Below are 24,678 nucleotides of genomic sequence, written 5' to 3'. Positions count from 1 at the left end.
GGGTATTTTAGAAGAAAGCTAGCTGATGATCCTCATGCAGTTTCTGATATTCCTTGCCTTGGTTTTTTACGTATTTTCCTATCATATTCTCATTTCCATGCTTACCTACCGTACTCGTAAAATATCCATCAGTCCAAAATTCTCCACCCCATAATTGTTTCTTTACCTGTGGACACTGTCTAAATATTTGACGAGCTGTAACACTTTTAATTGTTGTTACTATTTTTGTTACGCTATAGGTTGGTACAGATTGTACCAAAAAATGGACATGATCTTCATCAACCCCTATTTCTAAAAATTTTATTTGATATCTCTTTTCTATCTCTAAACATATTTCTCGTAATACTTGATCAACTGATACGTCAAACACTGCTCGGCGATATTTTGCTGGAAATACCATGTGATACAGCAGTACCGTAACATTATGACTTTTATGTATATATTTGCTCATTCCGCCATATTACGCCGCAAGCGGCGGGGAATATACCCAAAAGAGATTTAATGGTCTAAAAAATTCATCTTGAAAAAAATTACATAAATCTTTTTTAGTTACTTTTTCAATAATCATACCAAGTATAACAAAATTAGTATTACTATATTTAAACTTTTTCCCTATAGGTACTTCTAAAGGCTTAGATACAACATATTGTAATATTTTTTTACGTGCATCTTTTCTAGTCATATTTAAATCTAGTTTTACAAAACCAAAATATTCAGTAATACCACTACTATGAGTTAATAAATTATGAATCGATATTTTATATGCCCAATCAGGTACTTTACCTTGCCACATTTCCAAATCAATATATTTATATATCTTATCATTGACATTTAATAATTTTTGCTCTTGCAGCCTTAAAATTCCTGCAGCAGTTATGGGTTTCGTAGCAGAAGCAATAGGCATCATTTCACTTGCTTTTAACTGTTCACCATTTAAAGCAAAAATGCCTTTAGCTCCTGTTAGTAGTTGTTTATAATCATCGGCAAACATAAAAACAGCATTTACAAATCTATTGCTTATATATTCTTTTTCTGCTTCACTAATTCTTTGCTGAATATCTGCAAAACTATCAACACAATTAACTATTAAAAGAACCAATAATAAAATATAACTACGGAACATAATAACTTTAACTCTATACAAACTAAAACTTAAACTCTATTAAAATAAGAAGGCAATTTTGCTTCTAAATTAACCTCTTTGCCAAAAATTTTTTTAGACAATACTATATTACTAGCATGCAAAAACATATATTTACTATACGGCATTAATTTGTCATTGCCATATTTATTATCACCAAATATTGGACAACCTAGTAATTTAGCATGCAATCTTAATTGATGCATTCTACCCGTAATTGGAATAAATTCAACCAAAAACAAGTTATTGGTAAGTGATTTAAGTAATTTATAATAAGTAATGGCAAGTTTACCATTATTCGTTGAAATATCAGTAATTTTAGGTATACTCCCTTTACTTTTTTCTATGTTAGTCTTGACCTCTCCCTGATCTTTAATTGGTTTTCCATAGGTTACAGCGAGATAGGTCTTTTCAACCAATTTTTCTTTAAAAGCATCATGAAGTTTTACGCTACTTATATAATTCTTAGCAATTAAAAGCAAACCGCTTGTTTCTTTATCAAGTCTATGTACTAACTTAAAATCAGCTCCTTGACTGTTTAAATATTTTAACGCAGAATCAACCGATAAATTAATTTTATTACCACCTTGCGTTGCAAGCCCTGCGGGTTTATTAATCGCTATTATATTATCATCCTCATATATTAAATATTCAGTGGTAATTTTCTTTGCTAATATAATTTCAGCATCAGTAAAAACTAGTTCAGTTGGTTGAATTATAGGTAAATTAAACTTATCATGAATAAAAATTTCATCACCCTCCACTACTCTTAAACTCGCTTCTGCTTTTTTAGAATTTACGATTATTTGCTTTTGACGCAACGCTTTCTCTATCACTCCTTGAGTCAAAAGAGGATATAGACATCTTAAATATTTATCTAACCTTGAGGCGATAGGGCTGTTTACAGTAATGATCATTAAGAATTTTTTATTAAAGAATAGCAGTAAATTATTACTGATAAAAGCACTATAGCAAAAAATTGATGCATAGAAGCTGCTATTATAGGAACATAGTATAAAAGAGTAATTATGCCGGTGGATAATTGTATTAATAAAGCAATAGCCAAATAAAATGCTATTTTATTTAATTTTGGATGTTTAATTTTTAATAAAGAAATGATTAAAGCTATGATGATTATAGATAAGCTATAAGCACCTAGGCGATGCATAAATTGGACAAAAACTGGATCATACCAATTTTTAAAACTAAAGAAATTATCTTTTATTTCTATAGGGATAAAACTGCCCCCCATTAACAGGAAGCTATTATATACTAAACCTGCATCAAGCCCAGCAACTAAAGCACCAAAAAAAATCTGCACATATATTATAGCAATAGCAGCAACAGAAAATATTAGCAGTAATTTTAAATTTGTTTGTGATGGAATTAATAAGATATCACAACAATTTTTGACTAGTTTGTAAAAAAGCAAATGATAAATAATTACGGCAATAATTAGATGAAAAGCTAGACGAAAATGGCTAACAGATGGGTAGTTAACTAAACCGCTTTTAACCATATACCATCCCATAAAGCCTTGCATGCAGAATAACAGCAAAACAATTATATAAGATAATATATCACGATTTTTTATGATCCCTTTAAAATAAAAATACATTAAAGGTAATACATATATTAAACCTGTAGCCCTACCAAGCAAGCGATGCACAAACTCTAATAAATAGATGAATTTAAACTCTGATAAAGTCATCCCGTAATTAACTGCATTATATTCCGGAAACGCTTTATACTTAGCAAATTCAGCTTGCCAAGCATCATAACTAAAGGGAGGCAAAATACCCGTTACTGGACGCCACTCAACTATCGACAAACCGGAATCAGTAAGCCTTGTTATCCCACCTACAATAATCATCGCCACGACCATTATACAACAAGTAAATAGCCATCTAGTTAAATTTTTCTGCACTTATATAGTTTTATTACTTTGTTAAATTTAGATAATTTAAAATACTTAATGTGAGTTCAGGAAATTCTTTTTTGGTATAATCTCCACCAAAATGCCCTTGATTTTTATATTCATGATATTCGCAATTTAAGTGTTTATATAGATATCTAGCATAGTCAATAGGGATCCAGGGATCATCTTCAGAAGCAAATAGACTTATATATTTTTGATTAGAACGTATTTTTTCCCAATTCCATGGGCGAGAAAAATAACCTGATAATTTTTCTTTCTCCATATCTAAATCAGTATGATATGCACCAACCAAAACGGAACCTAAAATAGGATATTGTTCTGCAAAACGCATTGCCGCTATTGCTCCTGAAGAGTGTCCAACTAGAATAGTTTGATCATCAACCTTATTTCATCATGTAGGAAAGGAATCCAATAAAATTCTCGAGCTAAATCAGGATCTGGAAATGTTGCTGCAACTACTTCTATGTCATGCAGTTCTAATTCTTTTTTAACACTTGGAAACCAATTATCCTTTGTTGTAGAATTACCATTACCGGGTACAAATACGATTTTTATCATTTTTATATGGTAAGTTATTGCAAATGGTTAAAGATGTTGTCGCATAGCTCCGATGTCATTCCTACGTGAGGCTTGGGCATTGTTGCGTGGATCAATTTTTCTTCTATCACCCCGTGATTTATTCTATAGTACCGAACATTTTTAAAAAAATGTTATATTTTTTTCAAGTATAGTATATGTCATTCCAGCATAGGCGGGAATCCAGCATAAAGCGAGAGAAATCGAGCTTTTAATTTTTAAAACTCACTGCTTTTATGTTTATTTTGTTCTGGATTCCTGCTTTCGCAGGAATGACATATGAGCAATGCAACAACGCTGGTTTTTCCTCACTATGTCGTATATTACCCCTCACCACCCTCGCTATTCTCTGCCACAGAACTCTCTTTATTAGCCACAGGGCGGTTCTTATTCGATTTTTTATTACGATATCTGCGTTTTGTCTTTTTTGGTAGTGGTTTTTCTTCTACTACTACACCATCATCCGTAATCTCTACTTCTTCCTTTACAACACTTACTACCTGATCTTTTACCTCTTTTATTTCAGGCACTTTTTTCTTTTCTTCACTGACGACATTATTATTGCCTGTTTTCCATTTATGCTTATTTTTACGTAGCTGCTCTTTTTTAGGCTCTTCTTCGGTATAATCAGCACTATGATTTTGAATCACCGGCTTACCAGCATTGAGGTTATTATTATTTTTCTTTAATAATTTTACTTTCTCGATTGAATAACTATCAGATGTAGCGTTAGGATCAGAATAAAAATTGAGCCTTATATTATATTTCTCTTCAATAAATTTTATCTCTTGGCGTTTATTATTAAGTAGATAAATCACCGAAGAAACATTAGCAAAAACATTTATTATATCAATTTTATCTTCGAAAATTTCATTTTCAATAGTACGCAAGATTAGCATAGCATTCGACTCATCGGCTCTAACGACACCTTTACCATTACAATGAGAACAAATTGAGGAGTTAGTTTCTAGGAAAGAAGAACGTAATCTTTGCCTTGAAAATTCAAGCAATCCAAACTGACTAATATTACCGGTTTGTATACGTGCCCGATCACGACTTAAGAATTCTTTAAAAGATCTCTCGATAATTTTACGATTTTTTGTCTCATCCATATCAATGAAATCAACGACTATTAAACCTGATAAATCTCTAAGTTTAACTTGCCTTGCTATTTCTTTTACTGCTTCTAAATTAGTCTTTAAGGCTGTTTCTTCAATATTTTTTTCAGAAGTTGACCTGCCGGAATTCACATCTATAGAAATAAGAGCTTCAGTTGGATTAATAACGATATATCCTCCTGAAGGTAAAGTTACCACAGGCTGGTATAGCTTAATTAACTGCTCTTCTACTTGAAACTTAGTAAATATAGGAGTTTTACTTTTATGCTCTTTAAGTTTTGTCATCTCTGAAGGTAACAAATCTTGCATAAATTTTGCTGCATCTTCATATGCTTCTTGCCCATGAATTATGACCTCTTTGACATTATGATCACACATATCACGTATAGTTTTACGTATTATGCTGTCTTCTTCGTGAATAAAGCACGGAGCTGGAAATTTAACAGTACTTTTACGGATTTTATTCCATAACCTTGATAAATAGCTATAATCTTTTTTCAGGTCCAAAGTACTACAACCTCTACCCGCTGTCCTGATAATTACGCTATAAGGACTCTTATCGCCGTTTACTACCTTATTTAAAATATTCTTAAGCCTTTTTCTTTCATCACCATTTGATATTTTACGAGATATACCATTTTGTGCTGCTTTATTAGGCATTAGAACACAATATTTACCTGCTAAAGATACATAAGTAGTGAAAGCTGCACATTTATTTCCACGCTCCTCTTTAGTAACTTGAACTAGTAATATTTGGTTTTTTCTTATTACGTCCTGTACTTTATATTGCTTATATTGCGGAACATTTTCTTCCTTATCGCTTTGAATAATTTCAATATCATCTGCTGCTTCTAAATTAAGCTCTGACTGAAATTTACTCTCTACTAACTCCTCTATTGCTTTTAGATCGATTTCCTCCCCATCAATTAATGGGTCATATGAAGTAACTACTGGTGCTTCATCTTCATCATCAATGACAATTTTAGGTGGTACTATCTCAGGAAATGCGTTAATTGGAAAATTTTTCTCTGACGCAGGTAAATTGTAATAATTAGGATGTATTTCGCTAAAAGGCAAAAAGCCGCTTTTATCCATACCATATTCTATGAACACAGCTTGCAAAGAGGGTTCTATTCTCGTTACTTTTGCTAAATAAATATTACCTTTATTTTGTTGTTTTCTTGTTGTTTGAAATTCAATATCTTCTATATTATTGCTTTGTCCCAATAAAACTACTCTTGTTTCATTTGAGAAATTAGCATCAATTATTATCTTTTTATTCATTAATCTCGCTCACTAACTCGAAGAATAAATAATTAATATAACACCTTAAGCATATCTTGTATTAATCTATTTAAATAAGTACCTATCTTTCTTTGGATTCTGTGCATAACCATAAGTAAATTAAGTAGCGAATTATATTATTATTTTTCTTACATTAAATTATTTATCATATATAAAAACTACATTAGATATTTATTTTATATATCTAATGCTATATAAGATCATCATACTAAAATATTAACTATAAATATCTTAATGAAATTACAAATCTCTTTAATTATTCAGAATAACTATTTATACTAAACTCTGTATATCTAAAATAGTTTTAACCTTTGTATCGTATCTTGATACAGTAAACTTATTAACTATGAGTTATATACCATGTATGTATGTTTAGCAAACACTTAATTTATGACTTTAAAAAACGATTATAAGACAATTTTATTTTCACTTTTGGGAATATTTATTTTTTCTTGTATTAATGCTACAAATTTTTATACTTCTAAAATTTTCTTACTTATAAATAAAGGTTTAGGCGGAGAAGAGATAAATAATATCAATCAAACTAAATTCCTAGGCTCAATAATTGCTGCTTTCGCTTTAACGCAGCTAATCAATAAATTAAGTAATAAAGTAATTATTATTACTAGTTTAATATTACTCATTCTTTGTACCATTAACTTAGTTTTGCTAGATGATTTTACTTTCATTAAAATTAACTTTATCATAATCAACGCAGGAATATTTGCATATTTCACCTCAACAGTACTAGAGATTATTGAAATTTCCGGTGAGAAAAAATATTTTTTCTTAGCTTGTATAATATTATTATGGGCATGCGGCAATTTAATAATAAACTTAATAAGTCAATTCATTAACCCAACAAATAATACCATAATAATTTGTGCTTTATTATACTACATCAATATTTTAACTGAGTTTCTACATTCTAATCCTACTATCCACACTTTGAAATTGGATTCAAAATTTTCATCTTTAATAAAAAATGTGGAATTACAGATATTAACGGGATTTGTAGTATCTTATGTTACCTTAGATATATTTTGGTATTATGAAGCATTTGCGTTAAAAAAAGAATTAGCATTAATTAATCTATCCCTAATATTGAAATATATTTTTACAGGAATATTATTTTCCATAATACCTATTTGTTATCTAATAAATAAAACAAATAAATATTTAGCTAATTTCATATTAACTTTAATCCTACTCATATGCTTTATTTTATTATCACTACATGGTTGGAATAAAAACCTAAATATATTATATGTTATATTGATCGGAAGTTGCTTAGGATCAATTTTTATCTGCAATATTTTAATATTGATTGATAAATTTAAAGGATATGAATTTAGAACAGCACTATTTTCATACTTTTCTATGTGCAGCATAGGCGTTTATGCTGGTGCTTTATCTTCTAGCGTTCCTTACGGCACAGTGAATGGAAGTGACTTCTTATTTTCTATTTCTGCTGTAGTTGGTAGCTTCGTCATTTATCATCTATGGTATCTTATTAGCTATAGATTATATAATATGCCTACAAAATGAAAAACTCCTTAAACAAAAGAGACATCTCAATATTAATCGGTAATGCGTTAGACCATTTTGATACTGCACTTTATGGATTTCTTACTCCACTGCTTGCCGGCATTTTCTTTCCGAATCACGATAAAATAGTAGCATTAATTTTAACTTATAGCGTTCTTGCTACTTCCCTATTTACTCGTCCTATAGGTTCTTACTTTTTTGGAGTAATTGCTAAAAAATATGGTGGAGTTTTTGCATTATCACACTCTTTAATCGGCGTTGCTTTAACCACTGCTTTAATAGGCTTAATACCCTCACATACCCAAATAGGGTGGCTTGCACCGCTGTTATTAGTCGCAATTAGGACTATGCAGGGTATATATTCTGAAGGAGAATGTGCTATTGCTAAGTTATTTATTTTAGAGAATAAAGAAGAAAAAAAAACCTTTAAAGCTTCTTACCTTTATAATACCTCTACCATGTTTGGAATTATCTTCGCATCTTATATCAGTACTATAGTTTTAAATACTGATTATAACGGTTACTGGCGGGTATGCTTTATATTTGGTGGGCTTACTGCACTTGTCGGTTATTTTTTAAGGAAGAGTTCCTCACCTTTGTCATCTACTACTTCTTTATGTCATTCCCGCACGCCTTTATGTCATTCCCGCGTAGGCAGGAATCCAGTAATTAAAAAATACAAATTTTTTTCCTGGATTCCCGCTTTTGCGGGAATGACAATACATCATGACCTACTCACAATATGGAATAATAAACTAAATATCATACGAATCAGCTTTGCCGTAGGCTTTTCATATATGACTTATATAGTGCCATTCGTCTTTATGAACAGCTTTATTCCTCTAATTACTGATATTTCCTTAGAAACAATGATGAAGTTTAATACGGAATTTCTGATTTTTGATATGATTATGATTCCAGTAATCGGGAATCTAACCAAAAAATTTCATTATCTTAAAATATTAAGAGGCACTCTTATATTAATGATTTTAAGCTTAATTCCTCTATGGTGGTTTTTAAACAACTCATCAATATGGTATGTTAATTTTGTTCGTATATTTATTATATTAGCTGGAGTTAGCTTTATTGCCCCATTAAATTGCTGGCTAAATGATCTCTTTAAAACTGCCGATAAATATATGCTAGTTGGTATCGGCAGCAGCATCGGCTCTTCACTAATCGGACGGCTTACCCCCTCCACATGTTTAATGCTCTGGCATATCACAAATAGCAGTATATCGATTGCCATTTATATAACCATGATATCACTAGTAGCTTTATGGTGTGTTAAGCCTAAAGTGAATTGAGATATTCCTCAGGCGTCATACCTATAATCTCTGTTAGTTCCTGATAACAATCTTCATGGACAAGATTGCTAAATTTAGTTTTGTCGTGATCGATTAACGGAGCATATGAAGTGAGCATTTTCTTTTATAAAAGAAATACCTTTCTTAAATTCATATTTATTATTAAGCCCATATTTTCTTGCTATTTCATCAAATATAAAACTATTTATGTCTTGCATTCTATAGTTGTGAATACCAAAACTACCTGTAAGTAAACCATAAGTAATATCATTCTTTTTATATTCTATAACTTCTCTAATATCTTGTAATAACGAATCCCTAATATTTGCATTTAAGTTTTCTTTATATGTGTCATTCTTTAACATAATTAATATCCTTTTTATATTTTATATATAGTATAATTACTACTAAAAATATAAGAAGTAAATTAATTTACTACTATGAATAAAAATATTTGTAGAGCTTTCATAAAATGATAATGGTTTTAATCGACACATTAATTGCAACTTTTTTATTACAACAATACCGCTTTTTAAACTAATTTTTACCAATTAACTTATATTTTTTTAATAAAATATGTTCTTATTAATTAATAAGAATTAAATATTATTAAAAATATGTCTAAAGCTATAATTAGTGAAAAAGCAGAACCTAGAGAGCTAAAAGCACTTTTTATAGTAGGGCTTGATATGAGACCTAATCCTAAAATTTTAGAGATATATGATCAAGAAAATTGTTTGGTGATAGGAGATGGAAAGAACCCTATTAAAAATAACAGATGTAGAGGAGTTACTAAATAAACATAATCTACGAATAAGCCCCAATACCAGAATTGATATTTGTGCACATGGTCGTAGACTAGGAGAAGAGCATACTCTAAATTTAGAAAATAAAAAAATTAAAACAAAAGATTTTTTACAGCAATTACAAAACCTTTCCCCTCAAAATCCTTTATATATTCATATTTGGGCATGCCATGGAGGAACAGCAAATAAAGATGTCGAAATTTTAAATCCAGGAAGTATAGCATAAATCATTAAGATACTGACAATTTAATAGTCAAAACTTACGCTATGTTATAGCAAATATGCTAAAAACTCTTATTACACAGCAATGTTTTATAGTGAAGCACTTCATAATATCCCTTAATTCATGGACATTATATCAAACATAGCGTAAGTTTTGATTTCATAAAGGTAATCAAAGTATGAATATTGGTGCACTGGTGGATAAAAAGAGTCAAAAGATTATTTTAGTGCTGAATAACTCCAAGAGAGCTACAACAGTTACCAATGGTTTTTTAAGAAAGATAAAAACTCTTCCAAATAGTGTGAGAAAGACTATTACTATGGATAATGGCAAAGAGTTTGTGGGGCATGTTGCCTATAGACTATCTGGGTTTCAAACTTTCTTTTGTGATCCATACCGCCCTAGACAAAAAGCATTAGTGGAAAAAATGAATTCTATGATTCATAGAATTTTACCTAAAAATACAGATATTACTACCGTTACACAAAGAGGTCTTGACAATATTGCTGAGATTTTAAATAACATGCCAAGAAAGATTTTTGGTTATAAAACCCCCAATGAAATTTGGGCAGAAAATTTATAGGTTTTGTTCTACTTAGTCCTTGCATTTTCATTTCTGCAACAAAAATATTTGAAATAAGTATATAAAGACATAAATATATAACTAATTGATAATTTTATAAAATAGCCTATATTTATATGTACAAAAATATATTTAAGGATTTTGATGTTTTCTATATTGAAAAAAATTTTTGGTACGGCAAATGATCGTACGATAAAAAAACTATTTTCTGACATTGCAAAAATTAATTCGCTTGAACCAGCGATTCAAAAATTATCAGATGAAGAATTAAAAAATAAAACTGTAGAATTTAAGAAAAAACTTAAAAATGGTGCTACTTTAGATGATATAGCATATGAAGCATTTGCGGTAGTTAGAGAAGCTTCGAGAAGAGTATATGGAATGCGTCATTTTGATGTGCAGCTTATAGGTGGTTTGGTATTACATAGAGGAATGATTACCGAAATGCGTACAGGAGAGGGTAAGACCTTAGTTGCAACACTTCCTGCATATTTAAATGCTTTAGCTGAGAAAGGTGTACATGTCGTAACAGTTAATGATTATCTTGTTAGCCGTGATTCCGCTTCCATGGGCAAGATTTATAATTTTTTAGGTTTATCAGTTGGATGTATTGTTGCTGGTATGCCAGATGAAGCTAAGCGAGAAGCTTATAACTCTGATATTACATATGCCACAAATAACGAGCTTGGCTTTGATTACCTAAGAGATAATATGAAATATAGCTTGCAGGAGCGAGTACTTCGTCCTTTTAACTTTGCTATTATCGATGAAGTAGATTCGATTTTAATAGATGAAGCAAGAACTCCTTTGGTTATTTCTGGTCCAGTTAATGATAATTCAGAATTATATGGCAAAGTCGATAACCTTGTACGTAGGCTTAATGTAAGTGATTTTGAAAAAGATGAAAAATTAAAAACTATCAATTTAACGGAAAGCGGCATTAGTCATGTAGAATCACTTTTAAGCCAAGCAAATATTATAAAGCCTGAGTCTAGTTTATATGACTTTGAAAATTTAAGCTTAGTGCATTACGTTAATCAAGCCCTTAGAGCTCACAATATGTTTACAATCGATGTAGATTATTTAGTACGTGATGGTAAAGTAATGATCATAGATGAGTTTACAGGACGGGTAATGGAAGGGCGTAGATATTCTGAAGGGCTACATCAAGCGTTAGAAGCAAAAGAAAACGTAAAAATCCAAAACGAAAACCAAACGCTTGCATCTATTACCTTCCAAAATTATTTTCGTAATTACCTTAAATTATCAGGTATGACTGGTACAGCTATGACCGAAGCACCAGAGCTAAAAGATATATATAATCTTGATGTAGTAGCAGTACCGACTCATAATAAAGTTACAAGACGTGATCTTGATGACGAAATTTATGGAAGCAAAAAAGAAAAATATGATGCTATTTTAAAGCTAATTAAAGATTGTTATGATCGTGGTCAGCCGGTGCTTGTCGGTACTGTAAGTATTGAAAAGTCAGAAGAAATTTCCAATGTTCTAAATAAAAACAAAATACCTCATAAAGTATTAAATGCTAAATTCCACGAGCAGGAAGCATTTATTATCGCCCAAGCAGGTAGATTTAAAGCAGTAACGATTGCAACTAATATGGCAGGACGAGGCACTGATATTATGCTTGGCGGTAATCCTGAAATGCTGATAGAGCAGATAGATAGAAAATCTTTAACTAATGCTGCTTATAAAGAAAAAGTAAATGAGATAAAAGCTCAAATAGCTGAAGAGAAAAAGCAAGTAATTGCAGCAGGTGGGTTATTTGTAATAGGCACGGAAAGGCATGAGAGTCGTAGGATAGATAATCAGCTGCGTGGTAGGTCGGGCAGACAAGGTGACCCTGGTAATACTAAATTTTTCCTATCACTTGATGATGATTTAATGCGTATTTTTGCCTCAGAACGTATTTCAGGGGTACTTCGGACGCTTGGCTTAAAAGATGGTGAGGCGATACATCACCCAATGATTAGCCGATCACTTGAGAAAGCTCAGCAAAAAGTTGAGGGGTATAACTATGAAATACGTAAAAATTTATTACGCTTTGATGATGTGATGAATGATCAGCGTAAAATAATATACGAGCAAAGAACTGAAATTATTAAATCAAAGGATAGTTATGACTTCTTAAGTAGTACTACTGAGGAATTAGCTAAAAAAATAGTGCTAACTTTTATGCCAGCAGTCTCTTATAGAGAAGATTGGGATATAGAGAATTTAAGCGTAGAACTACACCGCACTTTTGCTATAAAGCTTGATCAAAATCTAATAAGCAAAAATGATGTAACAGAAGAAGAAGTTACAAAAATTGTTATTCAAACAGCGGATAGTATATATAAGTCTAAGGAAGAAGCCTATAGTCCTGACTTAATGCATAATGCTGTAAAATATATTTTATTGACTACTCTTGATCAGGTTTGGAAAGATCACCTACATAGCTTAGATCACTTAAGACAAGGTATATCTCTTAGAGCTTATGCCCAAAAAGATCCTTTAAGCGAATATAAAAGAGAAGCATTTAACTTATTTGAGCATATGCTTAATAACTTAAAGGAACTCTTTATTCAAACAGTCTACCACTTCCATATTGACTTAAAGCATATTCAAAAAGAAGATATATCGCTTGAAAATAAAAAGCTGCAAAATAATATGCATGAAAGCCGTGAAGACCCGGCATTTAGTAAGTATAATGCAGGTAGTAACTTAGAAACTGAGCTTAGACCTGTCATATCACGCATTAACCCAGAGGATAGAGACCCTAAAAACCCTACTAGTTGGGGCAAGGTATCTAGAAATGAACTATGTCCTTGTGGTTCAGGTAAGAAATATAAATATTGCCACGGACTAAACGAGTAAAGAAGCAGATAAAACAAAGTTCATGAGAGCTTTGTTTTGCTGGCTTATCACGACTTTAATGATCAGGCGTATAGCATAAATCATTAAGATACTGACAATTTAATAGTATTAAAAACAGCATCATAAAATGTTTCAAAATCTCCTACAACTTTCCTAATTTCATTTTTTATCTTAAACCAGTAATGCTCTATAGGATTTAAATCAGGAGAGTAAGTTGGTAAATACAATATGGTACAACCAACGGATTCAATGAACTCTTTAACTTTAGAATTTTTATGAAAATTAATGTTATCCATAATAACGGTTTGCCCAGGTTGTAATTCTGTAATTAATACATCCCTAATATAAGTTTTAAAGACCTCTGTATTACAATTACCTTCAAATATTACAGGAGCAATAAGATTACCATTACAAAGACCAGCTATCATACTTATTCTAAATTTATGTTGATACACCTTTTCTCCATAACACCTTTGTCCTATAATGCTCCATCCATACTCTTTGCAAGCATTATCCTCTATTCCAGATTCATCAAGATATACTAATTTATCTTTTGTGATGGTTTGTATCTTTGCTATAAATTCATTTCTTAATTTAATATCTCTTTTCGGATGAAAATGAGTTTTGTTTATAGCTATAGCCAAGTTTTCTGATTTGTCTTAAAATAGTTACAGATGCAATATTACCCCATTGCTTTGCTAACTCCTTTGATGTTTTATTCATATTAGCTTTAAAAAATTCTTTAAAAGATTCTGAATCTTTTATCTTATGACTATGTCCTTTCTGATAACCAGTTGCTGCTTCTAAAGTACCTTGCTTATCTTTTAATTTTTTCCATTTATATATAGTATCACGACTTACATTAAATAATTTACTTACCTTACTTATTCGTATCCCTGCTTCTACAGCTTTTATAACTCTTAGTCTTAGTTCTATTGCATATGCTCGTGCCATATCTCTTTACATGCTTGTTAATATTTGCTTACTATAACATGATACTCTCGCTCTGTCAGTACCTTAATGACTTATGCTATACTATCTGACCAGCCTTTAATTCCTTGATCAATATCTCTTGTACATAAGTTTCAAAAATGTCCTTATTACATGTCCCATCAAATATTATTGGGGCAATAATATCTTTGACACACAGCCCAGCAATCATACTAATCCGTGATTTATGTTGATAGACCTTTTCACCATAACATCTTTGACCGATAATGCTCCACCCGTGTTCTCTACAGCTATTATCTTCTATCCCAGACTCATCGATAAATACTAAATCTTGTTTATCTATAGTTTTTAGTTTCAATATAAACTCATTCCTTAGACCAATATCCCTTTTGGGATGAAGAAAAGTTTTTTTTATAACTATAACCTAATTTATTAAGCAATCTTGATATCGTACTTGCAGATACTTTTTGACTCCAGTTATTAGCTAGCTCCATGGTGGTTTTATCAAAATTTAATTCTATAAATTTTTTAAATCCCTCTATGTCTCTTATTATTCTACGATGTCCTGTATGATAACCACTTTTTGCTTTGACATCCCCAGTTTGTTTCTTTAATTTTTTCCACTCTATTATAGTCTTCCTACTAATAGAGTATATCTCTGAAGTCTCTTTTATTGTTTTACCATCTGTTAAACTTTTTATTACTCGTATTCTTAAATCGTATGAATATGCCTTTGCCATAAGTTTTTCATTTAGTATAATCCAACTCATACTATAAGTCACTACCTTATCGCATTAAGCTATAAAGGAAAATAATCTTAAAGCCATAGAATGTTTCAATAAGGCTTTTGAAAATGTTTATTATCTTAGAGTACAAGTATTTTTATTTGGATTTGTAAAAATTAACGAGAAAATTTTAGAAGAAAAATATAGCAATGGTCTAATAGTTGGTAGAGATAATTTAATCAAAAAATTTATTAGCGATATAATGTTAGATGTCACTAGCTCAGATTCTAAAATTATCGGTAATCTCAATACACTTATTTATGAAACAGCAAGCCTTATTAAACAAACAGATATTATTACAGAGCAAAATAATGTTATAATTTCCGGTGAAGTTTCTGACAAAATACATGACAGCGATAGCTTGTAGTGCGTTTCATATCTTATTCCCACTTGCTTAGCGTGGATTAGTTTTCTGTCATTGCGAGGAAATTACGAAGTAATTGACGAAGCAATCCAGCTAAAAAATGCTAATTTTATTAGTATTTTTTATTATTTTTCTGGATTGCTACGCTCCTTACAGTCACTCGCAATGACGACTTGGTATCCACGCAAGGCAAGCCTTACGCAGGATGACAGTACAATAACTTATTTCTTTTTCTTGCTTTTATTCTTATTTCCGCCAGTAGTTTTATTAAATCTACCTAGGTTTTTAACGAATTTTTGTAAGCCATTAAGTTCAGTGCCGTATGTTTTCGTATATTCACTGATCGTTTCGATATCATGTCTAGGTGAATCATCAATTACCACAACCTCTTGCATTAAATTACGGCTATCAAAGGTAACTTTTACTATTCTCTGTTTTACGATTTTAGGATTAAGCCAAGCTCTTTGTGACATAACTCGCTCGACATAATACCATGTATCTTGAGAATATTCTGGGATCATGGTAGGAGTGCCAATTAGCTCTACCACTTCTGTTTTACTTAGTTTTTTTGCTTCTAATTTTGTAAGTACTGAGTCATCTATAGACTGTCCTCTATTTTCGATAGTTTGGCAACCGCTTAAGGAAAAAATGACGAATATACTGGAGACGAATATTAAGAAAAATTTCATAAATTTAATTTTATCTAGATTTTATTATAAGATTATAATATACTGCTTCACTAATTTGACAAATACTTTTTAATAAAAGAGGTAAATAATGGCAGTTCCAAAGAAGAAAACATCAAAATCAAGACGTAATATGAGACGTTCACATTTAGCACTTGGTAAAGTTAATGTAATAGTTGACTCTCAAACTGGTGAATATAAACTTCCACATCATGTTTCTTTAGTTGATGGTACTTATAATAATCGTCAAGTAGTAACGAAAAAAATCGAAGCTGAAGAAGAAGTAGCTTAAATTTAAATTTTTATGACCTGTAAAATTATTGGCTGCGGCGGATATCTCCCTCCAAAAGTTGTTAGCAATGATGAACTTGCAAAATTTGTTGATACTAACGATGAATGGATTAGAACAAGAACCGGTATTTCGCAGCGTCATATAGCAGGTGATACTGAATATACTTCCCATCTTGCTTTAAAAGCCACTGAAAAAGCTATAGCGGATGCTGGCATTTCAGCAAATGAGATTGATTTAATTATCACATGTACTACTACTCCTGACAATAGCTTTCCATCAGTTGCAACTAAACTACAAGGTTATCTTGGTTTAACTAATGTTCCATCATTTGATTTACAAGCCGTATGTGCCGGTTTTGTTTATGGCGTGCAAGTAGCAAATTCTCTTATTTTCTCCGGTAAATATAAAACTATTTTACTGATAGGTGCTGAAAAAATGACATCTTTATTAGATTGGGAAGATAGAGCTACTTGTGTTCTATTTGGCGACGGAGCAGGCAGTGTAATCCTACAACGTAGCGATGATAACTCCGGTGTAATAGACAGTAATATTTTCTCAAGCGGTGTAGATTACGAAATACTATATACCAACGGCGGTGTAAGTATGAATGGTAGCAGCGGTAAAATAATTATGCAAGGACAGAAATTATTTCGTCTTGCAGTAGAGAAAATGCACCAATCTATAGAGGAATTATTACGCAATAATAATTTCAATGTAAACGATATTAACTATTTTATCCCACATCAGGCAAATATACGTATAATTAATAAGCTTGCCGAGCTATTAAATGTCGAAGATCATAAAGTAGTAAAAACTGTAGAAAAACACGCTAATTGTTCAGCTGCTTCTATTCCACTTGTTCTAAGTTCTCTCAAAGCTTCAGGTAAAATCAAAAAAGGTGATATTATTTTATTCTCAGCTATAGGTGCCGGTCTTACTTGGGGTAGTGCTTTACTAAGATGGTAGTCTAATAAAGGAAATATTAAAGAGCTGATATACGAAGATCATCGAGTATATTGATATTTTTACCACATTTATATAGCACTATTTGTATTTTATAGTATTTTAGCCTTTAAACTCATAAAATAATCATATATACTAACCTCATAGTTTTAGATAGTTTAAACTTGTTATCTAACTGAATAATTTAAATTTTAATAAATTATAACCTCAAGGAGTTTAATTATGAAAATAAAAAAAATAACATTAGCTTTTCTTGCATTATTTGTGCTTGCAGGGTGTAATAAAAACAAAAGAGCGTCACATGGTTGTGGAATGAATCAATCAGAAGAAACATCTATAATGAAAGATTTTGAAAAGCAAGCAGGTAATGCTGTATGGTTTGCTTTTGATAGGTCTGATTTATCTGAAAAAGCTAAAGAAGAATTACAAAGACAAGCTTGCTGGTTATCAAGACATCCTCATGTAAAAGCTACTGTCGAAGGACATTGTGATGAAAGAGGTACTAGAGAGTATAACTTAGCTTTAGGTGAAAGAAGAGCACAAAAAGCTGCAGAATTCCTAAAACATAAAGGAATCGAGCATCATAGAGTAAGCACAATATCTTATGGTAAAGATAGACCTGCTATGATGGGTAGCACTGAAGAAGCTTATGCTTACAATCGTAGAGCTGTAACAGTTGTACATCACTAAAAATCTTCTAAATCATTAGATTTAGTATTTATAAGAGAGGTCGAGTTATAATTACTCGACCTTTTTTTTATGAATGGTTTTTAAAAAATTTGTTCGGGATCAAGAAGCATCCTAAATGTTATTCTTAGGTGCGGTACAGCGTTGTTATATGGTTTAATAAATGTTTATTCGAAGACAATGGCAGAAATCCAGAAATAATAAAAGCATAAATACACAAAACTTACGCTATGAGTAAAAAAGTGATAAATTATTGTAAAAATAATTAAACATGTCAAAGAGGATAAAGTTGCAAGCAATACCAATTAATAGGACAGATTATTGTCAATTTTTAATAGTTAGCCAAAAGAATTATAGTTTAACCTACTACGCTGAACATGCAAAGAAATGTAGTCATGATGTTATTAATAGATTTTTAAGGAATGAAAAATATACACCTTCTTTGTTATGGGAACACATCAAGAATGATGTTATTTTTTCATCTAATGGATATACAATATTTGATGATACGGTTTTAAATAAAAGGAATACGAAGCAAATAGAAATTGCAAGATCGCAGTACAGTGGAGCTACAGGTAGAGTTACTAAAGGTATAGGAGTAGTGAGTCTGGTATATTATAACCCTGATATTAATAAGTTTTGGGTAATAGATTATCGAATTTTTGCACCTGATCATGATGGAGCAACAAAACTAGAACACCTATTAAACATGTTAAATAATGCTGTTTATAGCAAGAAGATTCCTTTTCAAACAGTACTTTTTGACACATGGTATTCTACACACAAAATTATGCAACATGTTGACTCTCTGGGGAAATATTATTATGCCCCTATTAAAGCTAATAGAAACGTTAGTAAAACGCACGATTCTAAACCTTATAAAGCTGTAAAAGAGTTGACATTTTCAGATGAAGAGATCAGGCATGGAGTAGAGATTCATATAAAAGGCTTTGCTAAAAATAAGCATGTTAATTTGTTTAAATTTACTGTTTCTACCAACAGAGTTGAGTATGTTGTTACCAATAACAAAACTCACAAATCTTCTAAAGCTGCACAAGATGAGTGTGGCTTTCGATGGGTAATTGAGAGCATGCACAGAGAAATTAAGCAACTTACTGGGATAGAACGTTGTCAATGCAGGAAACAGCGTATTCAACGTAATCATATTAGTTGGGCATTTCTCAAAAGGACTGCAAATACAATCGGTAAAACGGTTTACCAAATAAAGTTAGGGCTTTTAGATGACTATATGCAACAACAGCTGCGTTCTCCATCTTTACGATATTTAGAACCAAACATAGCGTAAGTTTTGTACAGTAAAAGCTAGATTTATCTCGCTTTACGCTGGATTCCTGCTGCAGCTAGTAATGACATAGAATAATCACTGGGTAATAGCAAAAAAATTGAGCCATACAATCATTAATTCTTTTTCTTCCGTTCTTGTAAAATAATTGTATGTATTTGTTGAAGAGTATCGTTAAAATCATCGTTAGTAATTATATGATCATATTCGTTAGCATGAGATATTTCCGCTTGTGCTGAAGCCATGCGTAGCTGGATTGCTTCTTCATTATCGGTAGCTCTATTTCTTAAACGTTGCTCCAGTACTTCAAGGCTAGGAGGTAAAATAAATATAGAAACGGCATTAACTGCATTTTGTTTTATACTCCTTGCACCTTGCCAATCAATGTCGAATAAAACATCTAGTCCTTGATTTAGCAAATTTTCGATATATTTTTTAGGAGTACCATAATAATTATCGTATATCTTAGCATGTTCGAGGAATTGATTTTGTTTAACTAATTCTTCAAATTCAGATTTAGTTTTAAAATAGTAATTTACGCCCTCTTGCTCGTTTGGTCGTGGTTTTCTAGTAGTTGCCGAAATTGATAAGCGTAGATTATCATCGATTTCTAATAACGCTCTTGTTAAGCTTGATTTACCTACACCAGATGGGGAAGATAAAATTATGATCAACCCTTTATTTTTTGTCATGTTTACTAACTATTCGTATTAGGTACAGTTCTCTTTATTACCTCATCCATAGTACAACTAAAATATTTTGCTATTTTTAAAATTGTATCTATTTCAGGATTAAATTCACGATTTACTTCCGCTCTCATAATCCTGCTAATGGTAGTATAAGGAACATCGGTGACTTCAGCCAGATATTTACGATCTATTTTTTCTTGTTTTAACTTTTCTTTTAAAAATTCTTTTACTTTAGTAGCAAGTGCCATATTGGTATACTCCAAATAGTTCGATTAAATATTTGTATCACGATGAAAAACACTTTTGGTGTCATCCCCGCGTAGTGTTGTTGCGTGTATCCTTTCCTCCCAAGCCACGGGATTGTAAGTTTAAAATAAGTTATAATATGAATTATAAATGTAATATAAACATTTATAAGAGAGTGTTAATACCCTATATCATGATATAGGGTATTAAACGGGCGTAAGCGACCGTCACGGGATAGAGATCATAAAAGACCGAAGTCATCAAGGTACTATAGCCCGAACTCTCGAGACGTCCCCATAGTTGGAAGGGATGCGATAAGCACACCCGATTACAATCCTAAATAATATAAAATTTTGAGGTACATATGTTAAAATATCATAAATTTATGGGGATTGATATAGGAAAATATAATTTTGTAGTAGGAATAGAGGACATAAAAGATACAAAAGAATATGAGAATACAAGTTCCGGTATATTTGAATTTATTATGATGAGATCACAGAGATTACTAACGGCATAGAAGCAATTATATCATTGGATCAGATGCTAAAAGCAAAGCATGAGATATTAAAAACGATAGCAGGTGTTGGTAATGTAGTTGCTTTTGAGTTATTAATATTATTACTGGAGTTAGGGAAGTTAACAAGACGGCAGATTGCTTCTCTTGCAGGGCTTTTGCTCCGAAAGCTAATGATAGTGGTAAATATCAAGGATATAGAAGAGTAGGACATGGTAGAGCTGGCGTAAAGCCTACACTATTCCTTGCTGCTATGGGGGCAAGGAATAGTAAGGCTTCTACTTTGAGACTCTTTTATGAGTAACTCATTAACAATGTTAAAAAAAGAAAATGGTCGCTCTTACTGCTTTAATGCGTAAAATTATTGTCATCGTTAATGCTAAATTAAGAGATTTTGATATGTTAAATAATGCAAATTAATTTTTATCCTTTATTTTTTTGCTTATACTTAAAAACATAGTTGATGACAAGATTGAGTTGATCCACACAGGCAATTCCTTCTTGTAATAAAAGAAAAATCGATCCACATAGGCAATGCAAAAAGTAAGGTGATATTTATTTATAACTTATAAATCCCAGAGAATTCAAGGAGTTTACTGTTTCAAATAATGGCAATCCCATAACATTTGAATAAGAGCCGGAAATAAATGAAATGAAAGCTTCGACGTAACCAGAGATTTTACATCCTCCAGCTTTATCAATCCCCTCATCTAGTGAGCAATAAAAATTTAGCTCTTCTTCGCTGAGTCTTTTAACCTTCAGGACTGTTTGGACTATTTTCTGCCTAGTAACCAATTGATCTTTATCTTTTTTGATGATGCATAAACCGGTATAAACACGATGACGACGTCCGGATAATATATTCATACAATATCTTACTTCTTCAGGGCTACTTGCTTTTGGCAATATTCTTCTTCCAAGTGCCGTTACAGTATCTGCTGCTATGATAATAGCAGAATCTTCTATTTGAGAGGCAACTTTTGTAGCTTTTTTGTAAGCAAGCCTTGTCGCTAAATGATTTGGTGATTCACGTAGATTAGGTGTTTCGTCTATATCTGCTGGGATAATTTGTGTAGGTGTAATTTTAATTCTTTTAAGAAGCTCAACCCTTGCAGGTGACTGTGATGCTAGTATTATAGGTAGGTTTTTTGATCGATATTGCATGTTTAAGATTGGTGACGAAGAATTACACGTCCTTTAGTTAAATCGTAAGGGGTCATTTCTACTGTAACTTTATCACCCAATAATATTCTAATACGATTTTTACGCATTCTACCAGCGGTGTGAGCAATAATTACATGACCATTTTCCAACTTCACTCTAAAAGTAGCATTAGGTGCAAGCTCAATTACTGTACCCGTAAACTGAATGAGATCGTCTTTTGACATTATATTTATATTTATAAATGGTCGGGGCGGAGAGATTCGAACTCCCGACCCTCTGGTCCCAAACCAGATGCGCTACCAAGCTGCGCTACGCCCCGAGAGTTAATTTCCTATATTATATACTCCATTATTCGCAACAAATCAATTTGTTTATTTAAAAATATGTAAATATTAGCTTATTTAACAATAAAAGCAGTAATTAATACCTTATCCACTCGACATCTTACTAAGCATAGGTTAACTCATGTTAATAAAATTTTAACTATAGTTAAAATTAATTATATTTAAGCAGAAAAATTAAATTTTATTTAGGTTTTACGAAGTTATTACAAAAAATTTACAAAATTTAATTCTCTTTAACAAAAGAAAAACAATTATAAGTTGTTAACTAATCCCATAATTTCCTTTTGAATGCTAACTTTATCCATGTTTTTGTTACTTATAATTAATAATTTTCAATTAAAAGTAGTGTGTTTTTTATAGAACAAATTTATGCACTAAGAAAATTTTATTGTTTTAATAATTATTAATTATTTCTACTATTCCTTTTTTATTATTAATATTAATTAAAATACAGAGTAAAAATATTAATTTTATTATTAACCATTTTTAAGGTTAAACATAACAGAAACATTAACATTTTTATATTATCTTTTGCACGAAGTATTTACCAATCTTCACGTAATACAGAACAATATTTGCTGAAAAAATACAGATCTCAAATTTTAATTTAAAGATTAAGCAAAGTTTAGGAGACGTTATGTCAAGTCAAAAAAATAACATAAAGGATTTCGTAAAAAAGGCACTAGTCAGTACCTCTATGGCTGCAACAATGCTTACAGCAGAAAGTGCTTTCGGTACATCAACGTTAATAAATCGAAATGTGATAGGAAGTACTGCAGATTTAAACAGCGGGATGGGACTTGATGCAGGAACACCGCTTCTCCCTGGTCAAATGCTTACAGTTCCAATACAGTCCAACATCAATGTTAACACGCCCACGGTTAATGGAACATATCTTAAGTGCTTCAGGTACTGTTATGACCTTTACAAATCCTAATACAACAATTGATGCTATTCAAAGCTCAAATGGTAACCCGAACGCATTAAGTATGGTTATAACACCAGGCGTACATGTTACCCTGACAGGTGTAGGATATGCCGCTGATCCAAATGCACAAGATGCTTCTGGGAACTCAAACCCTTTTGCTGGTACTGCAACTAATCAAAGTGATATCAAAAGTATAGATTTCCAAAGCGGTAATGGAATAATTGAGATGAATGCCACAACTCCTGGCTAAATGGATTTTGCTACCGGCACTACACCTACTACTATTGCTAATGCTGCGGATGCTACTACAATAATTGGGGCTGGTACTACTATACAGGTAAAAGACCAAACTTGGACTAGCATGGGGACAGTTGATATTGCTCCAGCTTTAACAGCAACAATAGGAACAGGATATAAATATATTAACGCCTTAACTGGTAATGTTAATGTATATCCAAACGGGCAAACTTTTATATTTCGAGGTCAAACTTCTTCAGTTGATTTTAGTAATGAAAGCAGTCAAAGCTATGCATTTGTATCCGATAAACCTATAGCACCTATCACTGATAACAGTGGAACAATAACAGACAGCTATGGGGCAGCAGCCTTTCACGTTTCTACCTCAGAAACAACTATTGCTGTAAATATCGGGCTTAGCAATAATCAAAGACTAAATACTTTCATTACAGACGGTACTAACGTAACAACTATTACCGGTACTATTTTTGCTCAAACTATTGGAATTAATCAAAACCCTTCAGACGTGCCTGCCGGTACTACACAGCTTAAATGGCAAACACCGATTGATACTGGAGCAGGAGGGGTAGTACAATTTGCGAGCAATAGTATTTCAGAATTCCAAGCAGCTATAACCTCTAATATGGATTTTGGTGGAAAGGGTGCAACAGCAATAATAGATTCGGGAGTTAATATAACGGGTAATATAATTAATTCCGTAGCAGGAGGAACGCAAAGCTTAAATTTCGCTGGAAATAACATAGTTACCGGTAGCGTAGGGAGTGCGACAGGAAGTAATCCTGTTAATACGTTAAATGTTCTAGGCAATACACGAGTTGATCTTCAGGGAGATGTGACTGTTGACAATTTTAATTTCATTATTGATGGTATGGCTGCTGTAGGTGGAACATTAACCGCTATATCAGGAGTAAATTTTAATAACCAAAAAGGAATACTTATATTTGATGGATCAGCAGCAGGTCCTTATTTTTTTCAAGCCCTGTTCTTAACCAATCAGATGGTGAAATAACCGTAGCTACCAATCTTATAGTAACTGACCCTAGTATTGCTGGTATTGGAAGTACTCAAATAGGATCAC

The 24,678-nt window shown here is 31.8% G+C and carries 30 protein-coding genes, 1 tRNA gene and 1 pseudogene; 15 read left to right on the top strand and 17 right to left on the bottom strand.

What is annotated here, in order from left to right; translation table 11 throughout:
• Positions 1–7: 7 nt before the first annotated feature.
• The 7 genes and pseudogenes from tnpA to AAGD55_RS02895 form a co-directional block, all read right to left on the bottom strand.
• On the bottom strand, positions 8–451 hold the full coding sequence (tnpA, locus tag AAGD55_RS02925; RefSeq protein ID WP_341790826.1) for an IS200/IS605 family transposase: 444 nt from the start codon (positions 449–451) through the stop codon (positions 8–10).
• Between the two features lie 42 nt (positions 452–493).
• Positions 494–1,123 (bottom strand): annotated as a pseudogene (locus tag AAGD55_RS02920) (serine hydrolase domain-containing protein); the annotation flags it as partial.
• Between the two features lie 29 nt (positions 1,124–1,152).
• Positions 1,153–2,058: an RluA family pseudouridine synthase gene (locus tag AAGD55_RS02915; protein WP_341792079.1), complete on the bottom strand. Its 906-nt coding sequence runs from the start codon at positions 2,056–2,058 to the stop codon at positions 1,153–1,155.
• A complete protein-coding gene (locus AAGD55_RS02910; protein WP_341792078.1) occupies positions 2,058–3,068 on the bottom strand; it encodes a COX15/CtaA family protein in 1,011 nt (336 codons plus the stop codon). The genes AAGD55_RS02915 and AAGD55_RS02910 overlap by 1 nt, the downstream gene beginning before the upstream one ends.
• Before the next feature lie 13 nt (positions 3,069–3,081).
• The gene (locus tag AAGD55_RS02905; protein ID WP_341792077.1) at positions 3,082–3,411 is read right to left on the bottom strand and encodes an alpha/beta hydrolase; all 330 of its coding nucleotides are present in this window, start codon (positions 3,409–3,411) and stop codon (positions 3,082–3,084) included.
• A 29-nt stretch (positions 3,412–3,440) separates the two neighbouring features.
• Complete coding sequence (locus tag AAGD55_RS02900; RefSeq protein ID WP_341792076.1) at positions 3,441–3,638, bottom strand: hypothetical protein; 198 nt, start codon at positions 3,636–3,638, stop codon at positions 3,441–3,443.
• Between the two features lie 341 nt (positions 3,639–3,979).
• Positions 3,980–6,058, bottom strand: a complete 2,079-nt coding sequence (locus AAGD55_RS02895; protein WP_341792075.1) for an Rne/Rng family ribonuclease — start codon at positions 6,056–6,058, stop codon at positions 3,980–3,982.
• Positions 6,059–6,469: 411 nt separating this feature from the next.
• Between AAGD55_RS02895 and AAGD55_RS02890 the strand changes: the two genes are divergently transcribed.
• Positions 6,470–7,627 (top strand): hypothetical protein, encoded by a 1,158-nt coding sequence (locus tag AAGD55_RS02890; RefSeq protein ID WP_341792074.1) that lies wholly within the window; start codon positions 6,470–6,472, stop codon positions 7,625–7,627.
• Positions 7,624–8,934 carry an MFS transporter gene (locus AAGD55_RS02885; protein WP_341792073.1) on the top strand — a complete coding sequence of 437 codons (1,311 nt, stop codon included), beginning with the start codon at positions 7,624–7,626 and terminating at the stop codon, positions 8,932–8,934. The genes AAGD55_RS02890 and AAGD55_RS02885 overlap by 4 nt, the downstream gene beginning before the upstream one ends.
• Before the next feature lie 74 nt (positions 8,935–9,008).
• Here the strand turns inward: AAGD55_RS02885 and AAGD55_RS02880 are convergent, their stop codons facing one another.
• Positions 9,009–9,299, bottom strand: coding sequence for a hypothetical protein (locus AAGD55_RS02880; protein ID WP_341792072.1), 291 nt, complete (start codon positions 9,297–9,299; stop codon positions 9,009–9,011).
• 252 nt (positions 9,300–9,551) lie between these two features.
• Here AAGD55_RS02880 and AAGD55_RS02875 point away from each other — a divergent pair, with 252 nt between their 5' ends.
• The 4 genes from AAGD55_RS02875 to secA all read left to right on the top strand — a co-directional run bounded on the left by AAGD55_RS02875 (position 9,552) and on the right by secA (position 13,423).
• On the top strand, positions 9,552–9,734 hold the full coding sequence (locus tag AAGD55_RS02875) for a hypothetical protein (RefSeq protein WP_341792071.1): 183 nt from the start codon (positions 9,552–9,554) through the stop codon (positions 9,732–9,734).
• Positions 9,685–9,966, top strand: a complete 282-nt coding sequence (locus tag AAGD55_RS02870; protein ID WP_341792070.1) for a hypothetical protein — start codon at positions 9,685–9,687, stop codon at positions 9,964–9,966. The genes AAGD55_RS02875 and AAGD55_RS02870 overlap by 50 nt, the downstream gene beginning before the upstream one ends.
• 175 nt (positions 9,967–10,141) lie before the next feature.
• Entirely contained in the window at positions 10,142–10,546 is a 405-nt protein-coding gene (locus AAGD55_RS02865) for an IS30 family transposase (RefSeq protein ID WP_341792069.1), read from the top strand.
• Positions 10,547–10,690: 144 nt separating this feature from the next.
• Positions 10,691–13,423, top strand: a complete 2,733-nt coding sequence (secA, locus tag AAGD55_RS02860; RefSeq protein WP_341792503.1) for a preprotein translocase subunit SecA — start codon at positions 10,691–10,693, stop codon at positions 13,421–13,423.
• An 83-nt stretch (positions 13,424–13,506) separates the two neighbouring features.
• Here the strand turns inward: secA and AAGD55_RS02855 are convergent.
• From AAGD55_RS02855 to AAGD55_RS02845, 3 genes are all read right to left on the bottom strand, one after another.
• Positions 13,507–14,377, bottom strand: a protein-coding gene (locus AAGD55_RS02855; protein WP_341790833.1) for an IS630 family transposase whose coding sequence is annotated in 2 segments (ribosomal slippage) — positions 13,507–14,049 and positions 14,051–14,377 — 870 coding nt in all. Because the reading frame shifts where the segments join, the coding sequence is not laid out codon by codon here.
• 76 nt (positions 14,378–14,453) lie between these two features.
• Entirely contained in the window at positions 14,454–14,732 is a 279-nt protein-coding gene (locus AAGD55_RS02850) for a transposase (RefSeq protein ID WP_341792068.1), read from the bottom strand.
• 7 nt (positions 14,733–14,739) lie between these two features.
• Positions 14,740–15,144, bottom strand: a complete 405-nt coding sequence (locus tag AAGD55_RS02845; RefSeq protein ID WP_341791052.1) for a helix-turn-helix domain-containing protein — start codon at positions 15,142–15,144, stop codon at positions 14,740–14,742.
• A 217-nt stretch (positions 15,145–15,361) separates the two neighbouring features.
• Here AAGD55_RS02845 and AAGD55_RS02840 point away from each other — a divergent pair, with 217 nt between their 5' ends.
• A complete protein-coding gene (locus AAGD55_RS02840) occupies positions 15,362–15,526 on the top strand; it encodes a hypothetical protein (protein ID WP_341792067.1) in 165 nt (54 codons plus the stop codon).
• A 218-nt stretch (positions 15,527–15,744) separates the two neighbouring features.
• Here AAGD55_RS02840 and AAGD55_RS02835 read toward each other — a convergent pair whose 3' ends face one another.
• Positions 15,745–16,212 carry an outer membrane protein assembly factor BamE gene (locus AAGD55_RS02835; RefSeq protein WP_341792066.1) on the bottom strand — a complete coding sequence of 156 codons (468 nt, stop codon included), beginning with the start codon at positions 16,210–16,212 and terminating at the stop codon, positions 15,745–15,747.
• Positions 16,213–16,300: 88 nt separating this feature from the next.
• Between AAGD55_RS02835 and rpmF the strand changes: the two genes are divergently transcribed.
• From rpmF to AAGD55_RS02815, 4 genes are all read left to right on the top strand, one after another.
• On the top strand, positions 16,301–16,501 hold the full coding sequence (gene rpmF, locus AAGD55_RS02830; RefSeq protein WP_341788705.1) for a 50S ribosomal protein L32: 201 nt from the start codon (positions 16,301–16,303) through the stop codon (positions 16,499–16,501).
• Positions 16,502–16,513: 12 nt separating this feature from the next.
• Positions 16,514–17,467, top strand: a complete 954-nt coding sequence (locus AAGD55_RS02825; RefSeq protein ID WP_341792065.1) for a beta-ketoacyl-ACP synthase III — start codon at positions 16,514–16,516, stop codon at positions 17,465–17,467.
• A gap of 219 nt (positions 17,468–17,686) precedes the next feature.
• A complete protein-coding gene (gene pal, locus AAGD55_RS02820; RefSeq protein ID WP_341792064.1) occupies positions 17,687–18,154 on the top strand; it encodes a peptidoglycan-associated lipoprotein Pal in 468 nt (155 codons plus the stop codon).
• Positions 18,155–18,422: 268 nt separating this feature from the next.
• Positions 18,423–19,457, top strand: coding sequence for a transposase (locus tag AAGD55_RS02815; RefSeq protein WP_341792063.1), 1,035 nt, complete (start codon positions 18,423–18,425; stop codon positions 19,455–19,457).
• A 113-nt stretch (positions 19,458–19,570) separates the two neighbouring features.
• Here AAGD55_RS02815 and gmk read toward each other — a convergent pair whose 3' ends face one another.
• Both gmk and AAGD55_RS02805 read right to left on the bottom strand, forming a co-directional pair.
• Positions 19,571–20,146, bottom strand: coding sequence for a guanylate kinase (gene gmk / locus AAGD55_RS02810; protein WP_341792062.1), 576 nt, complete (start codon positions 20,144–20,146; stop codon positions 19,571–19,573).
• Positions 20,147–20,151: 5 nt separating this feature from the next.
• Entirely contained in the window at positions 20,152–20,391 is a 240-nt protein-coding gene (locus AAGD55_RS02805) for a helix-turn-helix transcriptional regulator (RefSeq protein WP_341792061.1), read from the bottom strand.
• Positions 20,392–20,923: 532 nt separating this feature from the next.
• Between AAGD55_RS02805 and AAGD55_RS02800 the strand changes: the two genes are divergently transcribed.
• A complete protein-coding gene (locus tag AAGD55_RS02800) occupies positions 20,924–21,115 on the top strand; it encodes a hypothetical protein (RefSeq protein ID WP_341792060.1) in 192 nt (63 codons plus the stop codon).
• Positions 21,116–21,461: 346 nt separating this feature from the next.
• Here the strand turns inward: AAGD55_RS02800 and AAGD55_RS02795 are convergent, their stop codons facing one another.
• The 3 genes from AAGD55_RS02795 to AAGD55_RS02785 form a co-directional block, all read right to left on the bottom strand.
• Positions 21,462–22,070: a nucleoside triphosphate pyrophosphatase gene (locus tag AAGD55_RS02795; RefSeq protein ID WP_341792059.1), complete on the bottom strand. Its 609-nt coding sequence runs from the start codon at positions 22,068–22,070 to the stop codon at positions 21,462–21,464.
• Between the two features lie 2 nt (positions 22,071–22,072).
• Positions 22,073–22,294 (bottom strand): translation initiation factor IF-1, encoded by a 222-nt coding sequence (gene infA, locus AAGD55_RS02790; RefSeq protein WP_011476840.1) that lies wholly within the window; start codon positions 22,292–22,294, stop codon positions 22,073–22,075.
• Positions 22,295–22,312: 18 nt separating this feature from the next.
• Positions 22,313–22,389: transfer RNA gene (locus tag AAGD55_RS02785), tRNA-Pro, on the bottom strand.
• 662 nt (positions 22,390–23,051) lie between these two features.
• On the opposite strand from AAGD55_RS02785, the gene AAGD55_RS02780 reads away from it, so the two are divergent.
• The 3 genes from AAGD55_RS02780 to AAGD55_RS02770 are packed head-to-tail and all read left to right on the top strand — an operon-like array spanning position 23,052 to position 24,609.
• On the top strand, positions 23,052–23,351 hold the full coding sequence (locus AAGD55_RS02780; RefSeq protein WP_341792058.1) for a hypothetical protein: 300 nt from the start codon (positions 23,052–23,054) through the stop codon (positions 23,349–23,351).
• Complete coding sequence (locus AAGD55_RS02775) at positions 23,332–23,592, top strand: hypothetical protein (protein ID WP_341792057.1); 261 nt, start codon at positions 23,332–23,334, stop codon at positions 23,590–23,592. The genes AAGD55_RS02780 and AAGD55_RS02775 overlap by 20 nt, the downstream gene beginning before the upstream one ends.
• Positions 23,593–24,609: a hypothetical protein gene (locus tag AAGD55_RS02770; protein WP_341792056.1), complete on the top strand. Its 1,017-nt coding sequence runs from the start codon at positions 23,593–23,595 to the stop codon at positions 24,607–24,609.
• The last annotated feature ends 69 nt before the right edge of the window (positions 24,610–24,678 follow it).

The sequence above is a fragment of the Rickettsia endosymbiont of Gonocerus acuteangulatus genome, from assembly GCF_964026435.1.
GTDB lineage: Bacteria > Pseudomonadota > Alphaproteobacteria > Rickettsiales > Rickettsiaceae > Rickettsia.
The sequence above is the reverse complement of the archived record's forward strand: the minus strand, read 5'-3'. Positions and strand labels throughout refer to the sequence as shown.

What these genes read in the sequence shown, in the direction of transcription:
- AAGD55_RS02780 (WP_341792058.1), top strand. Translation starts at nt 23,052, where the DNA reads ATGTCAAGTCAAAAAAATAACATAAAGGATTTCGTAAAAAAGGCACTA.
- gmk (WP_341792062.1), bottom strand. Translation starts at nt 20,146, where the DNA reads ATGACAAAAAATAAAGGGTTGATCATAATTTTATCTTCCCCATCTGGT.
- AAGD55_RS02815 (WP_341792063.1), top strand. Translation starts at nt 18,423, where the DNA reads ATGTCAAAGAGGATAAAGTTGCAAGCAATACCAATTAATAGGACAGAT.
- AAGD55_RS02885 (WP_341792073.1), top strand. Translation starts at nt 7,624, where the DNA reads ATGAAAAACTCCTTAAACAAAAGAGACATCTCAATATTAATCGGTAAT.
- AAGD55_RS02875 (WP_341792071.1), top strand. Translation starts at nt 9,552, where the DNA reads ATGTCTAAAGCTATAATTAGTGAAAAAGCAGAACCTAGAGAGCTAAAA.
- pal (WP_341792064.1), top strand. Translation starts at nt 17,687, where the DNA reads ATGAAAATAAAAAAAATAACATTAGCTTTTCTTGCATTATTTGTGCTT.
- rpmF (WP_341788705.1), top strand. Translation starts at nt 16,301, where the DNA reads ATGGCAGTTCCAAAGAAGAAAACATCAAAATCAAGACGTAATATGAGA.
- AAGD55_RS02915 (WP_341792079.1), bottom strand. Translation starts at nt 2,058, where the DNA reads ATGATCATTACTGTAAACAGCCCTATCGCCTCAAGGTTAGATAAATAT.
- AAGD55_RS02845 (WP_341791052.1), bottom strand. Translation starts at nt 15,144, where the DNA reads ATGAGTTGGATTATACTAAATGAAAAACTTATGGCAAAGGCATATTCA.
- AAGD55_RS02795 (WP_341792059.1), bottom strand. Translation starts at nt 22,070, where the DNA reads ATGCAATATCGATCAAAAAACCTACCTATAATACTAGCATCACAGTCA.
- AAGD55_RS02880 (WP_341792072.1), bottom strand. Translation starts at nt 9,299, where the DNA reads ATGTTAAAGAATGACACATATAAAGAAAACTTAAATGCAAATATTAGG.
- AAGD55_RS02770 (WP_341792056.1), top strand. Translation starts at nt 23,593, where the DNA reads ATGGATTTTGCTACCGGCACTACACCTACTACTATTGCTAATGCTGCG.
- tnpA (WP_341790826.1), bottom strand. Translation starts at nt 451, where the DNA reads ATGAGCAAATATATACATAAAAGTCATAATGTTACGGTACTGCTGTAT.
- AAGD55_RS02805 (WP_341792061.1), bottom strand. Translation starts at nt 20,391, where the DNA reads ATGGCACTTGCTACTAAAGTAAAAGAATTTTTAAAAGAAAAGTTAAAA.
- AAGD55_RS02825 (WP_341792065.1), top strand. Translation starts at nt 16,514, where the DNA reads ATGACCTGTAAAATTATTGGCTGCGGCGGATATCTCCCTCCAAAAGTT.
- AAGD55_RS02865 (WP_341792069.1), top strand. Translation starts at nt 10,142, where the DNA reads ATGAATATTGGTGCACTGGTGGATAAAAAGAGTCAAAAGATTATTTTA.
- AAGD55_RS02900 (WP_341792076.1), bottom strand. Translation starts at nt 3,638, where the DNA reads ATGATAAAAATCGTATTTGTACCCGGTAATGGTAATTCTACAACAAAG.
- AAGD55_RS02870 (WP_341792070.1), top strand. Translation starts at nt 9,685, where the DNA reads ATGGAAAGAACCCTATTAAAAATAACAGATGTAGAGGAGTTACTAAAT.
- secA (WP_341792503.1), top strand. Translation starts at nt 10,691, where the DNA reads ATGTTTTCTATATTGAAAAAAATTTTTGGTACGGCAAATGATCGTACG.
- AAGD55_RS02835 (WP_341792066.1), bottom strand. Translation starts at nt 16,212, where the DNA reads ATGAAATTTTTCTTAATATTCGTCTCCAGTATATTCGTCATTTTTTCC.
- AAGD55_RS02840 (WP_341792067.1), top strand. Translation starts at nt 15,362, where the DNA reads ATGTTAGATGTCACTAGCTCAGATTCTAAAATTATCGGTAATCTCAAT.
- AAGD55_RS02775 (WP_341792057.1), top strand. Translation starts at nt 23,332, where the DNA reads ATGACCTTTACAAATCCTAATACAACAATTGATGCTATTCAAAGCTCA.
- AAGD55_RS02895 (WP_341792075.1), bottom strand. Translation starts at nt 6,058, where the DNA reads ATGAATAAAAAGATAATAATTGATGCTAATTTCTCAAATGAAACAAGA.
- infA (WP_011476840.1), bottom strand. Translation starts at nt 22,294, where the DNA reads ATGTCAAAAGACGATCTCATTCAGTTTACGGGTACAGTAATTGAGCTT.
- AAGD55_RS02905 (WP_341792077.1), bottom strand. Translation starts at nt 3,411, where the DNA reads ATGCGTTTTGCAGAACAATATCCTATTTTAGGTTCCGTTTTGGTTGGT.
- AAGD55_RS02890 (WP_341792074.1), top strand. Translation starts at nt 6,470, where the DNA reads ATGACTTTAAAAAACGATTATAAGACAATTTTATTTTCACTTTTGGGA.